At 40.0% G+C, this 15901-nt stretch carries 16 protein-coding genes; 9 read left to right on the plus strand and 7 right to left on the minus strand.

The features are described from left to right. Nucleotides 1–9: 9 nt before the first annotated feature. Nucleotides 10–1638 (minus strand): gamma-glutamyltransferase, encoded by a 1629-nt coding sequence (gene ggt / locus HY841_05260; GenBank protein ID MBI4930149.1) that lies wholly within the window; start codon nt 1636–1638, stop codon nt 10–12. Nucleotides 1639–1879: 241 nt separating this feature from the next. On the opposite strand from ggt, the gene purE reads away from it, so the two are divergent. From purE to HY841_05280, 4 genes are read left to right on the plus strand one after another with little or no spacing between them, the layout of a single operon-like run. After that, the gene (gene purE / locus HY841_05265) at nt 1880–2392 is read left to right on the plus strand and encodes a 5-(carboxyamino)imidazole ribonucleotide mutase (protein ID MBI4930150.1); all 513 of its coding nucleotides are present in this window, start codon (nt 1880–1882) and stop codon (nt 2390–2392) included. Nucleotides 2393–2410: 18 nt separating this feature from the next. Beyond that, complete coding sequence (locus tag HY841_05270) at nt 2411–4306, plus strand: tetratricopeptide repeat protein (GenBank protein ID MBI4930151.1); 1896 nt, start codon at nt 2411–2413, stop codon at nt 4304–4306. Then, nucleotides 4303–5094: an alpha/beta fold hydrolase gene (locus HY841_05275; GenBank protein ID MBI4930152.1), complete on the plus strand. Its 792-nt coding sequence runs from the start codon at nt 4303–4305 to the stop codon at nt 5092–5094. The genes HY841_05270 and HY841_05275 overlap by 4 nt, the downstream gene beginning before the upstream one ends. A 26-nt stretch (nt 5095–5120) precedes the next feature. Next, complete coding sequence (locus tag HY841_05280) at nt 5121–5288, plus strand: hypothetical protein (protein ID MBI4930153.1); 168 nt, start codon at nt 5121–5123, stop codon at nt 5286–5288. On the opposite strand, the gene HY841_05285 is transcribed toward HY841_05280, so the two are convergent. Then, nucleotides 5285–7165, minus strand: coding sequence for an ATP-binding cassette domain-containing protein (locus tag HY841_05285; protein MBI4930154.1), 1881 nt, complete (start codon nt 7163–7165; stop codon nt 5285–5287). The two genes, HY841_05280 and HY841_05285, sit on opposite strands and share 4 nt — an antisense overlap. A gap of 103 nt (nt 7166–7268) precedes the next feature. Here HY841_05285 and rbfA point away from each other — a divergent pair, with 103 nt between their 5' ends. Genes rbfA through HY841_05305 form a run of 4 tightly spaced genes read left to right on the plus strand, consistent with a single transcriptional unit; the run spans nt 7269 to nt 10220 of the window. Beyond that, nucleotides 7269–7667, plus strand: coding sequence for a 30S ribosome-binding factor RbfA (gene rbfA, locus HY841_05290; GenBank protein MBI4930155.1), 399 nt, complete (start codon nt 7269–7271; stop codon nt 7665–7667). Beyond that, the gene (locus HY841_05295) at nt 7668–8480 is read left to right on the plus strand and encodes a class I SAM-dependent methyltransferase (GenBank protein MBI4930156.1); all 813 of its coding nucleotides are present in this window, start codon (nt 7668–7670) and stop codon (nt 8478–8480) included. It begins immediately after the preceding gene. Nucleotides 8481–8514: 34 nt separating this feature from the next. Continuing rightward, the gene (locus HY841_05300) at nt 8515–8922 is read left to right on the plus strand and encodes a GxxExxY protein (GenBank protein MBI4930157.1); all 408 of its coding nucleotides are present in this window, start codon (nt 8515–8517) and stop codon (nt 8920–8922) included. A gap of 47 nt (nt 8923–8969) precedes the next feature. Further along, nucleotides 8970–10220, plus strand: a complete 1251-nt coding sequence (locus tag HY841_05305; GenBank protein ID MBI4930158.1) for an ABC transporter permease — start codon at nt 8970–8972, stop codon at nt 10218–10220. On the opposite strand, the gene HY841_05310 is transcribed toward HY841_05305, so the two are convergent. Next, nucleotides 10217–10837: a YdeI/OmpD-associated family protein gene (locus HY841_05310; GenBank protein MBI4930159.1), complete on the minus strand. Its 621-nt coding sequence runs from the start codon at nt 10835–10837 to the stop codon at nt 10217–10219. The genes HY841_05305 and HY841_05310 overlap by 4 nt on opposite strands. 13 nt (nt 10838–10850) lie before the next feature. Continuing rightward, the gene (gene dusB / locus HY841_05315; GenBank protein MBI4930160.1) at nt 10851–11846 is read right to left on the minus strand and encodes a tRNA dihydrouridine synthase DusB; all 996 of its coding nucleotides are present in this window, start codon (nt 11844–11846) and stop codon (nt 10851–10853) included. 85 nt (nt 11847–11931) lie between these two features. On the opposite strand from dusB, the gene HY841_05320 reads away from it, so the two are divergent. After that, nucleotides 11932–12876, plus strand: coding sequence for a CPBP family intramembrane metalloprotease (locus HY841_05320; protein ID MBI4930161.1), 945 nt, complete (start codon nt 11932–11934; stop codon nt 12874–12876). Nucleotides 12877–12899: 23 nt separating this feature from the next. Here HY841_05320 and HY841_05325 read toward each other — a convergent pair whose 3' ends face one another. The 3 genes from HY841_05325 to HY841_05335 form a co-directional block, all read right to left on the minus strand. After that, complete coding sequence (locus HY841_05325; protein ID MBI4930162.1) at nt 12900–13346, minus strand: GatB/YqeY domain-containing protein; 447 nt, start codon at nt 13344–13346, stop codon at nt 12900–12902. A 200-nt stretch (nt 13347–13546) separates the two neighbouring features. Next, entirely contained in the window at nt 13547–13885 is a 339-nt protein-coding gene (locus tag HY841_05330; GenBank protein MBI4930163.1) for a helix-turn-helix transcriptional regulator, read from the minus strand. Nucleotides 13886–14488: 603 nt separating this feature from the next. Next, nucleotides 14489–15745 carry a PP2C family protein-serine/threonine phosphatase gene (locus HY841_05335; protein MBI4930164.1) on the minus strand — a complete coding sequence of 419 codons (1257 nt, stop codon included), beginning with the start codon at nt 15743–15745 and terminating at the stop codon, nt 14489–14491. Nucleotides 15746–15901: the final 156 nt, after the last annotated feature.

Raw genomic sequence — 15901 nt, forward strand, 5'->3', positions numbered from 1 at the left:
ATTACTTTTTTAATAACCGGCAGATTTATCATCTCCTCTCGCATCAGCGCCACCTTCTGATTTTCCGTTCGGCAAAATTAATATTGCATCTGTTCTGCCGATTGGATTTCTCTTAACAAAATGATGTCCCTTTTTCTCAAGAGCAAAAACAGCCAGACTATCTACCGCGTCTTTCTCCACATAAATAGCATCAGGCTTCCATTGATGATGGAACTTTTTCGCATTCACCGCCTCTTGCATCGTCATACCGTGTTCAACCACATTCAGAATAGTCTGAAACACAGAAGTGATTATGGTTGAACCACCGGGAGTTCCAACCACCATAAAAAGTTTTCCATCCTTCTCCATAATAGTCGGAGTCATGGAACTCAGCATTCTTTTTCCGGGTGCGATGGCATTCGCGTCAGCGCCCACAAGTCCGTATGCGTTAGGAACTCCCGGCTTCGCGCTGAAATCATCCATCTCATTGTTCAGTAAAAATCCGGAACCGGGAACAAAAACCAAAGTACCGTAACTGCCATTCAATGTGGTGGTAACAGCAACAGCATTTTTCCATTTATCCACTATGGAAAAATGAGTGGTCTGTTCTTTTTCAGACCTCACCCCCAACCCCTCTCCTTTAAGAGAGGGGAGTAAATCCCCAGCAGAAATTTCTGAACTCAGAGTTGCTTTATCAGGATTAAAATCTTTCATACGGGAAATAAGATAGAGCGAATCAAGTAATTGTTTTACAGGGACAGAAATAAAATCCGGATCGCCAAGATATTCTGCGCGGTCAGCAAAAACTCTTTTCTCAGCTTCGACCATGAGATGAACCGTTTTCTCTTTGTTCCAACCCCAGTCTTTCAAGGGGGAATTCTCTATTATGTTCAGCAATTGTACAAGTGCAATTCCTCCGCTGGAAGGAGGCGGCATGGAAATAATTTTATAGTCCTCATACCAGCCAACAAGCGGAGTTCTCCAAACACTTTGATAATTTTTCAAATCATCGAAAGAAATAATTCCATCACCTTGTTGCATTTCTTTAACAATGTTCGCAGCAGTTTTTCCTGAATAGAATCCTTCACGTCCGTAATCACGAATCAACTTTAATGTTTCAGCAAGTTCTTTTTGAATAAGCGTATCTCCTTTTTTCCAATCAGCGGTATCATTTTTTAATAATGAAACCTGATAGTCTTTATTCCATTTTATAAAATCTTTCTTCATGCTATTGAATTCATCCGCTTGTCGGTGCGTGATTGAAAATCCTTGTTCGGCTAAATCAATTGCTGGCTGAAGCAACTCTTTCCAAGGGAGTTTTCCATATTTCTCATGTGCCCGAACCATTCCATCCACCGAACCTGGAACTCCAACAGAAAGCAATCCTTGCGTACTCAAGTTCGGCACAATATTTCCATCATTATCTAAATACATATCGCGAGTTGCTTTCATCGGAGCTTTTTCGCGGAAGTCGAGTGAGTTTATTTCTCCGTTATTCATCCGCACAACCATAAAACCACCGCCTCCAATATTTCCGGCATTCGGGTAAACAACAGAGAGTGCGAACTGAACAGCCACCGCGGCATCAACAGCATTTCCACCTTTCTTCAGAACATCAGCGCCAGCTTTTGAAGCTTCAGGATGAGCGCTCACAACCATTCCTGAATCGGCAATCAATCCATGGCTGTGCGTTTCTTCTTTAGGTTTATCCTGCTGTGAATTGCAAGAAAAAAAGAATACAGAACAAAGAATAAAGAATATTTTAAAAATACTTTTCATTGAGGAACAAATCTACTATTTTGAATCAACGAAAAACGAAACAGTACTAAAAATACGAAAGAGAAAATGAAAATGAGATTCTATAGAAAGGTTTATCTTTACAAATCAAAATTCACAGAGTATGAATCCAAAAGTTTCAATCATAATGGGCAGCACAAGCGATTGGCCTGTGATGCAGGAAGCCGCAAAAATTCTTGACCAGTTCAAAATTCCTTTTGAGGTGAATGCACTCTCGGCTCATAGAGTTCCTGAACAGGTTGCTGAGTTTGGAAAAAACGCTTCTTCGCGCGGAGTGAAAGTAATTATCGCGGGCGCAGGCGGTGCTGCACATCTTCCAGGAGTGATTGCCGCTTTCACCATCTGCCCTGTGATTGGCGTGCCGTGCAAATCAACTATTTCGCTGGACGGATGGGATTCTCTTCTTTCGATTGTGCAGATGCCTCCGGGTGTTCCTGTCGCTACGGTTGGAGTGGATGGTGGACAAAACGCGGGCATCCTCGCTGTTCAGATTCTCGCTGCAGGCGATGAAAAACTTTCTGCTGAACTGAAAACATTCAAAGAAAAGCTGAAAGAAAAAGTTCTGAAAGCTAACGCGGAACTGAAGCAGCATAAGTTCGGCAGCAGAACCAATTAATTGCATTATAGCTGAAGGATGAAACTTTTTTCAACTTCATTTCTTATTATTCTTTTCTCTTCCGGTTCAATTATTACTTCTTTCGGGCAATCATCATCTTCAATAGATTCGCTCGGACAAAAACTCAACACACTTCCTGAGGATACAAGCAAAGTTAATGCGCTCAATGACATTGCATTTAAATTAAGAAATAATAAACCCGATCAGGCTTTTCAATATGCAAGCCAGGCGCTCGCCATAGCGGAAAAGCATCACTATACATACGGCATTGCCGATGCGTTGAAAATCATGGGGACGACTCAGCATTACAAAGGGAATTACGGAGAAGCCATTGGTTATTTTCTGAAATCATTAAAAATATTTGAAGAGTTGTGTAAAACTTCATCAAACGAAAAAAGTATAAGAGCCGCCAAAAAAGGAATGGCATCTGTTTACAATAACATGGGATTGGTTTATTATGCTCAGAACAACAACGAAAAAGCAATTGAAAATTATGCAAACGCGATGAATCTCAAAGAAGAACTTGGCGACAAAGCAGGAGTTGCGTCCACACTAAGCAACCTCGGATTAATGTACTATGACATGAAGCAATACGAGAAAGCCATTGAATATATAAACAAGGCATTAAAAATTCATAAAGAGTTTGGCAATCAAATGGGCGTGGCTGCTTCCTATTCCCTTCTGGGAGATGTTTATGACGTGATGGAAAATTTTGAAACGGCTATGAAATATTTTCTGGATGCATTGGCTATACACGAAAAACTTGAAGTCAAATACGGAATTGCCGCGAACCTGACGAGCATAGGTGTCGCACAGATTCATTTAAAAAAATATCACGAAGCAATTGAAACCCTCAACAACGCATTTGATCTGTCAAAAGAAATGGGTTCAAAAGAAGGCACGAGTGAATGTTATCAGGGATTATCCAGGGCATATTTCAATTTAAATGATTTCAAGCGGGCTTATGAATACCACAAACTGTATTCCGAAACAAAAGATTCTCTTTTAAACGAAGAAAGCAGCAGACAGATTGCCGAAATGCAAACCAAATATGAAACCGAAAAGAAAGAACAGCAGATTCATTTACTGAATAAAGAAGGCGAATTGCAGAAGTCAGAAGTCAGAAGACAAAAGATAATTATCTGGTCAGTGGTCAGTGGATTGCTGATAGTGGTTGTTCTATCGCTGTTTATAATCAAGGAAAGAAGAAAGAGCGAAAAGCTTTTGCTGAATATTCTTCCTGCTGAAACAGCAAAAGAATTAAAAGCAAATGGAAAAGCAAAAGCAAAACAGTACGAACAAGTAACAGTGATGTTCACTGATTTTAAAGGATTCACAACGATTGCTGAAAAATTATCGGCAGAAGAATTGGTAAGTGAATTAGATTTTCTGTTTAAGAAGTTTGATGAAATAATTTATAAGTATCCAATCGAAAAAATAAAAACTATTGGCGATGCATATATGTGTGCTGGAGGGCTTCCAACGGCAAACAACACAAATGCAATGGATGTTGTGAAGGCAGCGATGGAGATTCAGGAGTTTATGCAAAACGGTTTACAGTCTACGGTCTACGGTTTACAGTTAAAAGACAACCGCAAACAGGAAACTGTAGACTGGAAACTTAGGATAGGCATTCACACAGGTCCGGTTACCGCAGGAGTGGTTGGCGATAAAAAATTCGCTTACGATATTTGGGGAGATACAGTAAATACAGCAAGCAGAATGGAATCGAGCGGAGAAGCAGGAAAAATAAATATTTCGGGCGCAACTTATCTTGCATTGAAAGAATCTCCCTTACTCCCCCTTTTAAAGGGGGAAAGCGCATCAGGGGGATTTGCATTTACCCATCGCGGAAAAATTCCCGCCAAAAATAAAGGAGAGATTGAAATGTATTTTGTTGAGCAGATAGTATGAAACTTCATTACAGAAAATCAGGACAAGGAAAACCGCTTTTCATTCTTCATGGATTATTCGGCATGTCGGATAACTGGGTAACGGTTGGAAAAATTCTAAGCCCCTCCCCGACCCTCCCCATTAGGGAGGGAGAAAAAAACATTTCAGTATATTTAATTGACCTCCGCAATCATGGCAAATCTCCGCATAGTGCGGAATGGGCTTATTCTTCTATGGCAAATGATATTTTAGAATTAATGAAAGAAGAAAAACTTGATACAATAAATTTAATAGGTCATTCGCTTGGGGGAAAGGTGGCGATGCAGTTTGCATCTATGTATCCTGAGAAATTAGAGAAGCTGATTGTGGTAGATATGTCGCCAAAAGACCTTCACCCGAAAGTATTTGATTTTGTAAAGCTGCTGCCATCAATCAAACTCGCTGGAATGAAATCAAGAAAAGAAGCGGAAGGAAAACTCTCATCAATTATCAAAGAGAAAGAAGTGGTTCAATTGCTTTTAAAAAATCTCTATTGGAATGATGCAAATAAACTGGAATGGAAATTCAACCTGGAAGCAATTGTAAAAAATATGCATACCATAGGAAACACGTTCAGTTTAAAAGAAAAGATTGAAATACCTGCCCTGTTCATACGAGGCGAGAAATCAAATTACATTACGGATAAAGATGTTCATGAAATAAAAAAAATATTCCCCCACTCAGAATTTAAAACCATTAAAGGTGCCGGACATTGGGTGCATGCCGATAAGCCGATGGAGTTTGCAAAAGCTGTTAGAGATTTTTGTTAACTTTGTACTATAAAAATTATTCGTCAATGGAATTAACTATTTCAATAAAAGACAAAAAAATATACATCTCTCTTTTGCAATTCTTAAAATCACTTGGCATAAAAGTGGATGCAAAGAAGAACGGAAAACGGCACCATCTCTACACAGGAGAAAAAATGGCGAACGCTTTGGAAAAATTAGCTAAGTCGTACTAAACAAAGACCTGCATATCATACAACTTCTTGTACACTCCCCCATTGGAAAGCAAATCATTGTGCGTACCGCGCTCAGCAATTTCTCCGCGCTGCAAAACAATTATTTCATCGGCATGTTGTATGGTGGAGAGGCGGTGCGCAATTACAACAGAAGTTCTTCCTTTCAGCAGTTGATTCAACGCATCCTGCACCAGGCGTTCTGATTCGCTGTCGAGCGCGGAAGTGGCTTCATCTAATATGAGTATGGGAGGGTTTTTCAGAACCGCGCGCGCAATGGCAATCCGTTGTCTTTGTCCTCCTGATAATTTATTTCCTCTGTCTCCAATGTTGGTCTGGTACTTTTCAGGCATCTGCATGATGAAATCGTGGGCGTTGGCAATTTTGGCAGCCCCCTCAATCCCCCGAAGGGGGAATTCAGAAATTCCACCACCTGTTTTCCCCCCTTCGGGGGGAGGGGGGGCTCCGAATGCTATGTTATTTGCCACTGTATCATTAAACAAAATAGATTCCTGCGTAACTATTCCCATCAGATCGCGGAGCGAAGTAATTTTCAAATCCCTGATTGAAATTCCGTCTATGAGAATTTCGCCTTTGTCGGGGTCATAAAAACGCGGGAGCATGTCTGCCAGTGTAGATTTTCCTGAGCCGCTTTGACCGACCAGCGCAACGGTTTTCCCTTTCGGGACTTTCAGGTTGATGTCTTTCAGAACATATCCTGTATCACCACGCGTATAGGAGAAAGAAACATTTCTGAATTCAATTTCATTATTGAAAGTGGAAAGTGTAACAGGAGATGAAACTTCTTTAATGGCTTCTTCCGCTTTCACAATTTTTTCTATGCGCTCTGCTGAAGCCAGTCCGCGCTGGATGGCGTAAAATGCCTGCGTGAGTTCTTTCGAAGGAGCAATCACCTGGTAAAAAACTGCGATGTAAGTAATGAAGGTGGATGCTTCAAGCGATTCATCCAAAACCAGTTTTCCACCGAGATAAACCAATGCCATCAATATGGAAGCGCCAAGGAATTCGCTGAGCGGGGATGACAGATCAACCTTTCGGTACATGCGAATCATCGTTTGCGTGTAGAAATTATTTTCCTGCACGAATTTTTTATTCATGAATAGTTCTCCGTTAAACGCTTTGATGATGCGGAGTCCGCCAAGCGTTTCTTCAATCATGGAAAATAAAAGTCCCAATCTTGTTTTGCTTTTCACCGATGTTCTTCGCAAACTGCTTGCCACCAATCCAATCAGCACTGCAGGGATCGGAATCAGCACCAGCACTATCAGCGTAAGCTTCGGACTCATATAAATCATGCTTGAAAGCAGAATAATAATATTGATTGGGTTTCTAAAAACCATTTCGATGGATTGCATCACGCTCCATTCTATTTCTGTTACATCGGTGGTCATGCGCGACATCAGATCGCCTTTGCGTTCGTTGGAATAATAGGAAAGCGGAAGCGCGAGAACTTTTTTGTACATGGCATTTCTCAGATCCTTCACCACTCCGTTGCGCACATTCGCCATGAAATACATTCCGAAATAGCGGAAAACATTTTTCAGAAAAATAATCGCAACCACCAGGAAGCAGATAAAGATCAGCGCGTTCAGTTTTCCTTTATCCATTATTATTTGAGAGAGATAATAATTGAAATTATCTATGAGAGAATTGGCAGATGCTTTTAATTCGGGAACTCCTTTAGCAAGAATGGTTGCATACTCATCCGTCTGCTTAAGGAAAAGAAGATTAAGGAACGGAGCAATCATGGAGAGAGAGAAAAGAGAAAAAACAACCGAGAGAATATTAAAGATAATATTCAGAACTCCATAGCTCCAGTAACCGCGGACATAGCTGAGAATATGAAGGAATCTTTTCATTAAATCACCGAAAAACGAAACGTTGCGAAAGTACGAAAAGTAACAAAGCATTTTCCCAACGCTCTCATTCGTATTTTCGTATAAATTCGCTTTTCGCAGATTTATGGCGACACTCAGGCAAAATAAAGTTTCAAGTTTAATTCAAAAAGAGATTGCCGATATTTTTCAGAAGGAAATGAAAAATGCTTTCGGCTCCGGCTTGATTACAGTTACTTATGTTTTTATGAGTCCCGATTTATCATTTGCTAAAACTTACCTGAGCATATTCGGGGCGAAAGACAAAGAAAAAACTTTGGATGCAGTAAGGAAACAGGTTAAAGAAATAAGAAATTTTTTAGGAAAGCGTGTGGGAAAACAACTTAGGGTTGTACCTGAAATTGCTTTCTTCATAGATGAATCGGCTGACTATGCAGAAAAAATCGACAAGCTATTTGTAAAAATTGCCGATGCCGGATCTTCAAACGAACTGGATGAAGCGTATACCAAAAAGAAGAAGAAATAAATGGAATACGACCCGATAAAGCGTTCGCTTGGGAATGTTTTCAATAAATCGCCTTTCTTACGGAAGGCGTTTTATCATTTGCTCGACCTGCTTTTACTAAGAGCATGGCATGTGCATAAGGAAATAAAACGCCTCACCCCAGCCCTCTCCAAAGGAGAGGGGGTCAATATCCTTGATGCTGGTTCCGGATTTGGACAATACAGCTATTGGATGACAAATAAATTTCCGAAAGCAGAAATCCTTGCTGTGGATGTGAAAGATGAACAGGTGGCTGACTGCAATAATTTCTTTCAGCAGATTGGAAAAAAGAATGTGAAGTTTGAAGTGGCTGACCTTACAAAATTTGTTCAGGAAAATAAATTTGACCTCGCATTGTCAGTTGATGTAATGGAACATATTCTTGAAGATGTTCTTGTATTTAAAAACATTCTCGCTTCTCTTAAAAAAGGCGGGATGCTGCTCATCTCCACTCCCTCCGATCAGGGCGGAAGCGATGTACACGAAGAACATGAGGGCTCTTTCATTGGCGAGCACGTGCGCGATGGCTACAACATAAAAGAGATTGAAGATAAATTGAAACTCGCTGGATTTTCAAAAGTGGATGCCCGCTACGATTACGGCACGCCTGGAAAAATTTCATGGAGATTGTCTATGAAATACCCGATGATAATGCTGAACACAACAAAATTATTTTTCATCATCATTCCGTTTTATTACATCATTACTTATCCGTTTGCTTTTATCCTGAATTATTTTGATACCAATACATCTCACAAAACAGGAACAGGATTGATTGTGAAAACATGGAAGTAATCTACGAAACACGAAATAGTACGAAAAATACGAAATGAAACAGCCAACACTTAAACGAGATGATTTAGTTTATCCTGATTTGAGTTATAAAATAGTTGGTTGCTCATTTGAAGTATTTAAATCATTGGGATACGGGCATCCCGAAAAGGTTTATCAAAGAGCAATGGCGATTCTTTTTGATGAAAAAATAATTCCTTATACAAAAGAGGAATATATACCTATAAAATTCAGGAATAAAATAGTCAATAAACAATTTATTGATTTTGTTGTAGAAGAGAAAGTCATTGTTGAGTTGAAAAAAAACTTTCACTTTTCAAAAGCGCATATCGATCAGGTGTTATACTACATGCAGGAGAAGAATCTAAAACTTGCCATTCTCATTAACTTTGGAAAAGAAGGAGCAACATTTAAGAGAATTGTAAATGTGAAAGAGAATGTTTAAATTTTCTCTTTCGTATTTTTCGTTTAATTTCGTTTTTCGGTGATTTAATGAATTTATCTTTTTTTATAGCCAAACGCTATCTCATCAGCAAGAAATCGCACAATGCGATTAATATCATCACATTTATTTCTGTAGCGGGAGTTTGCATCGGAACCATGGCACTGATCATTGTGCTTTCCGCTTTCAACGGAATTTCCAACCTGGTATTCGGACTTTACAACACGTTTGACCCGGACATAAAAATTTCATCCAAAGAAGGAAAAACATTTGTGATTGACCCTGAAACAGCGGAGAAAATAAAAAAGCTGAACGGAGTGGTTTACTATACAGAAGTATTACAGGAGAATGCCTTACTTAAATATGATGACAAACAAGTCATCGCTACCATCAAAGGCGTGAGCGATAACTTTGTGAAGATGACCCGCCTCGATACCGTTATTCGCGAAGGAGAATTTCTTTTACAGCAGGACAGCATTGATTACGCTGTGCTTGGCTATGGAATTGCAAGACGCTTAAATATTTCTCTCACTGATTTTATGAATCCGCTTGAGATTTATGTACCCAAGAGAGGAAACCAGTCAGTGATTAATCCTGAAGATGCATTTCTCATCCGCAGTGTTGAAGTCTCAGGTATTTTTTCTTTGAATGATGATTTTGATTATCGCTATTGTATCATTCCTCTTTCTCTTGCAAAAAAATTATTGAACAGAACCAATGAACTAAGCGCGATTGAGATTGGTTTAGCGAAAGGAATAGATAAAGAAAAAGTGAAAGAAGAAATTGAATTAATATTTAAAAATCCCCCTTTGTCCCCCTTTGTAAAGGGGGAAAGCGCAGCAGGGGGATTTGATATTAAAACCCGCTTCGAGCAAAACGAAGTTCTTTTTAAAACCATCAATTCAGAAAAATGGTGGACATTTTTGATCCTTGCTTTCATACTTGTTATTGCAACATTCAATGTCATTGGTTCGCTGACCATGCTGATCATAGAAAAGAAAAAAGATATTCAAACACTGATGTTTCTTGGCTCAGATAAAAGCCTCATCAGAAAAATTTTTATGCGCGAAGGATTAATGATTACAATTACTGGCGCGGTAAGCGGACTTCTGCTCGGACTGCTGCTCTGCTGGATACAAATAAAATTCAAACCTGTTCCGTTCAGCGAAGGATTTGTGGTGGACGCTTATCCTATAAAAATCATTCCAATGGATTTAGCTCTCGTCTTTACAACAGTCATGCTGATAGGATTTTTTGCAGCCTGGTATCCGGTAAGAATCTTTACGAAGAAATTCAACTAGCACTTCTCATATTTCCAGTTTCGTTTTTTCCCTTCACTCATCCATTCTACTGCTAATTGCATTCTGGAATTGCGGGTTTCTTCTGTCTTTGCTTCAGTAACCCACAGCACGTATTCTTTCTTACAGGAAGGAGAAAATTTTTCAAATGTTGCGAGAGATTTTTTATTTTTCTTAATTGCGTTTATTAAATAAGATGGAATTACTAATGCAACTTGTTTTTTCTTCGGACGCGGGGGGAGTTTCACACCTTCATCATTCAATTTCTTTGCCTGCTTGATAAAATCAATCAGCACTTTATCAGGAGGAAGATCTTTTAAACTTGTAATTCTCCCCATGTTGCCCATTGCTTCTCCGCCTTCATTGGAACGAACACCCATGTAATTCCTCGGATCTTTTATCAATTTATATTTCCAGAATCCGAATGCCACATGCTGCTTGAACGATGCCATGGAGCAGAACGGTCCTTTATAATCAAAGGAAGCAAAACTCCATTTGATAGTTTCTTTCACTTCCGGATTTGCTTCGTGGATTAGTTTGCGAAGATGTTTTAAAATAGGTTTTGCGAATGGCTGCGCTTTTTCAATATAAGCGTCAACACGTTTGTCTTTCTTTTCCATATGAATTAGGATATTATTGAGCGGTTATTTCTTCGGAATACATTTCCTTCACTCGTTCAAATGTTGAAAAAATTTCTTCCAGCGAAAATGAAGTCACCAGTTTCATGCGTGTTTCCTTGAAATGAGGAAGCCCTTTGAAATAATTTGCATAGTGGCTGCGCATTTCAAGTATGCCAACTTTTTCTCCTTTCCATTCAACTGATTTTTGCAGATGCGCACGCGCAGTTTGCACTCTTTCTTCAACGGTGGGCTTGTCCCTATGCACTCCGTTGGCAATAAAATGTTTTATCTCGCGAAAAATCCATGGATAGCCGATGGATGCCCTTCCAATCATTACTCCATCCACTCCATGTTTATTTTTCATGTCAATGGCAAACTCAGGCGAGTTCACATCACCATTTCCGAAAATCGGAATTTTCATTCGGAGATTATTTTTTATCTCGCCAATCAATGTCCAGTCTGCCGGTCCTTTGTACATCTGCTTTCGGGTTCGTCCGTGAATGGTGATGGCTTGTATGCCGATGTCCTGCAATCGTTCAGCAACTTCCACCACATTTTTTGTTGTGTCATCCCAGCCCAACCTTGTTTTCACCGTAACCGGAAGTTTTGTGCTTTTCACAACTTCTTCCGTTATCCTCACCATTTTATTAATATCCTGAAGCAAACCCGCGCCCGCACCTTTGCACGCAACTCCTTTCACAGGACATCCATAATTAATGTCAATCAAATCAGGTTTTGCTGAGGCAATAATTTCTGTTGCTTCTTTCATCGAATCAATATTGCCTCCGTAAAATTGAATGCCGATAGGTCTCTCGTAATCAAAGATGTCAAGTTTCTTCAAACTTTTTTTCGCATCCCGAATAAGCCCTTCAGAAGAAATAAATTCAGTGTACATTAAATCAGCTCCGTTCTGCTTACACACAAAACGGAATGGAGGATCGCTCACATCTTCCATGGGTGCGAGGAGCAAAGGAAATTCTCCGAGTTGTATGTTTCCGATTTTTACCAAAGTGTTTGTTAATTTATGTTAATCAAACAAAAAATATCTATCAATTGTTTTATGTTTGCTGAACCAAGCACAAAAATACAAACAAATGTCTATACAAACCACCATCCAGCGATTTCATCCTTCGGGAAAATTTTTTCTCCTGCTTGGATTATTTCTTTTGTGTTTAGGAATCGCTTCTGTGATTCAGGTGCTTATCATTCTTCCCTATGCAGATTTACAATCTATGAAGGATTTGGCGAAACTGGAAGATTTCTCCAATCCAAATATAGTTAAGGGAATGAAGATTGCTCAGGCAGTAAGCGTTTTATTTGCATTTATCATTCCTTCATTTCTTTTTGCCTTCTATTCTTCCGAGAAAAAAATTTCTTACCTGAAGATCAACAAAGGATTCAGCGCGGTTATCGGAATCGTTGTCATCCTTCTTGTTTTCGCTGTGATGCCGGTGATTAACTGGACAGGAGAACTGAATAGCCATCTTACTCTTCCGGGTTTCATGTCGGGATTAGAAAACTGGATGAAGACCAGCGAAGAAAGTTTAAAGAAACTTACGGATGCATTTTTGCAAATGAATGGCATAGGAGATTTAATTGTAAATATTATTGTTGTCGCATTGCTTGCTGCTGTGGGCGAAGAACTTCTTTTCCGCGGATGCATGCAAAATGTTTTTTTTGAATGGACGAAAAACAAACACGCAGCCATTTGGATTACCGCCATACTTTTCAGCGCACTTCACGCCCAGTTTTACGGATTCCTTCCGCGCATGCTTTTAGGCGTTGTGCTTGGTTACCTATATATATGGAGCGGTTCGCTGTGGCTTTCCATGCTCTTTCATTTTTTGAATAACGGAATGGCGGTGGTGTTTGCTTATCTTGTTGGCAAAGGAAGCATTTCTGAAACTGCCGAAACCATCGGCTCAAACGGAAGCCCGATATATTTTGTTTATGTAAGCGCTGTAATAAGTGCGGGGTTGATGTTTTTTGTATACAAGAAAAGCCCCACCCCAACCCTCCCCGTTAGGGAGGGAGAATAGAAAGTCCTCCCCAATGGGGAGGATTAGGAGGGGCTCAGCATTTGCTTAACAAGAGTAGAAATGATTTTTCCATCCGCTTTTCCGGCAAGTTGTTTGGTTGCCACACCCATTACTTTTCCCATATCGGCAGGGGAAGTTGCACCCACTTGAGAAATGATTTGCGCTACGATTGATTTTATTTCCGCTTCCGGCATCTGTTTGGGGAGATAGGCTTCAATAACTGCCGCCTGAAATAATTCTACCTCTTCCAGATCTTTTCTGTTTTGTTGATGATAAATTTCTGCGGCTTCTTTTCTTTGCTTCACCATCTTTTGCATGGCTTTTATCTCTTCTTCTTCGGTAACAGGTTTGCCCGATGATTTCAGAAGAAGCAGCGCTGCTTTGATGCTGCGTATTGCCTCCAGCTTGGGCTGGTCTTTGGCGAGCATTGCTGTTTTTATATCTGCATTTACTTTTTCTTCGAGTGCCATGTTTTACGGATTAAGAATGGAGGGCGAATTTACGAATAAAGGTGTTATTTCGATTTTGGGAGTTTGTTCATAGGACTTACGCAATTTTGTATTTCTCTGCGAAACTCTTAAAACTCTGTGTTCTCTGTGTTAAAATTTTCAACACAGAGTTCACGGAGAAACACAGAGTTTCACAGAGTGCGTAAGTCCTAGTTCATTCTTTACTTTTTCTCTCTGATTATTTTTGTAATTTCTTTTAGTTGTGCAAAGGAGAGGTTGCTGATGTCATCTGAAATGTTTTTTCCTTTTTTAAGAAAGGCAAGCGGGTGCCGGGTGTTTTTTTCTTCTTCGGCAGTGTCAGGAATCCACTCAAACAAATCATCGGGCGTGCATTTGAAAATAACGCATAGTTGCTCAAGGTCATAAAAGCCGATGCTTAGTTTTTGATTGTTTGCAAGTTGGTGGGATACCCAGTGTGAAATTCCGTTCTGCCTCAGATAAGCAGCCGTGTTTGGGAGATTTCGTGCTCGGCAATGCTTGTCTATGTCTAATTTTAGCATGGTTTGATTGTTTTTGTTGATGTTTTGATATGAAGATGTGCAAAACTAAGCATTATATTTCAAACTTACATCATTATTTTTAAAAATAACATCAATATTTTTCAAGTTTTCATCAATATATTTAAAACTTTCACAACAATTTTTCAAATATACATAATAATCTTTCAAACTATCACAACAATTTTTAAAGAAGACATAAAAGATATACTTGGATTACACAGATTTTAGAAAGATTACACCGATTACTTGACTCACATTACGCAAAATGTTCAATATTCAATGTTCAATTCTCAATTCTCAAGTAAAAAAAACAGTGCAATTCATTGAACATTGAACATTGCGTATTGAATATTGAATATTTTTAAAAAAATGACTTGTGCGTAACATCAGTACTTGATTGCCTTCATCGGTATAATCTGTATTTGTCTTTTGCCCCGTTGGATAATTCATTGACCAATGATGGTAAAGCAAGAAAACAATATCCTACGGGGTTTGCGTGAGGGATTGAAGTGGAAATCCCCTGACGCTTCGGTCAGGGATTGGAACGGAAAGCCCGACCTCCGCTTCGGAGGGCACGCCCAAGTAATTTTACTTTTGGAAGTTTTAGAAAATGCGGCAGGTGAGCAGGGCAATATCGTCAAGATATTCTTTGGCGCCTTTGTATTCTATCACGCTTGCGATGATGTGTTTGTTGAGGTCTTTTATTTTGCGCATGGGTTTGCCTTCGGCAGAAGTGCGCCCGTTATGTTGTAAAAGTTCTTTCAGCCGTTTCATTGAGAATTCTTCTTCTGCTTCGTTTTCTTGTTCCACCACTCCATCGGTATAGCACAGCAGCACGGTGCCGGGTTCAAAACTGACCACGCCTTCTTTTACTTTTTGCAAATCATCGAGCATGCCAAGCCCGGTGCATCCGGTTCTGAGCATGCTCACGGTGCCATCGGGGCTGAGCACGAGCGGTGGGTTGTGCCCTGCGTTCACGTAGGTGAACATGCGTGTGATGATGTTATATTTGGCGACAAAAAGTGTGATGAAGCGTTCTCCTTTTGCGGTGTCGTTTACTTTTTTGTTGAGTTCATGCACCAGGTCGGCAAGTGAATCGGTTCGGGGGAGAAGAATGCGCATGTTTGCCTGAAAGTTGCTCATCAGCAGGGCGGCAGAAATTCCTTTTCCGGATACATCGGCAATGCAAAACGCCACTTCGTGTTCATTGATGCGGACGAAATCATAATAGTCGCCTCCGATTTCTTCGTGGGCGATGTAAACCGCATCCATTTCCAGTTGTTTATCATTGGGGAGAATTTCGGGGAAGAGCATGTGCTGCATCTGCGAGGCAACTTCTAATTCTTTTTTGATGGATGCCTGCCGCACGCTGTCTTTTGCGAGGCGTTTGTTTTCGATGGCTACTACTAAAATATTGGTGAGCGTTTGAATAAAGTTCAGATGTTTTACGCTGGCTCCCATTCCTATTTGTTCTTCATCCAAATCACCGATGAGGGCGTATGCAAGCGCCTGATCTTTATGAAACACGGGAATAACCACATCCACATTGTGCTGCTTGAGGGCTTTCTGAATGGGAACGAGTTCGCCCGATGGAGCAAAATCCATGAGCGTTATATCTTTAATGGGAGAAAGGTAGCGCTCTACTTCGGCAGTGGTGAAGGCGGCATCCATTCCGAATTTCAAAACGCATTTCCATCCTCCGTCATAGGCATACAATATAAGTGAGCCAACATTTAACTGATGTTTGAGAACCGATTCATAAATCTTAAGCAGTTCGGGAGTTTTGGTATTGGCGTTTATCGCTTTTGTAACCTCCAATAGCGAAGCAAGCTTCACATCCAGCAATTTGGACTTGGACATTGTTCTGGCGCTTATTGATTCAGACATTTTTTTACCGTAGTTTTTCAAGAAGTAAACCCCTTAGGATAATCTGTTTGTGAATAGTATAAGTTTATCATAATCATATCCAACGGGGTAAATGTACAACAAGTATTTTATACTGAGATTACACTGATT

It is taken from the genome of Bacteroidota bacterium, assembly GCA_016213405.1.
GTDB lineage: Bacteria > Bacteroidota > Bacteroidia > Palsa-948 > Palsa-948 > Palsa-948.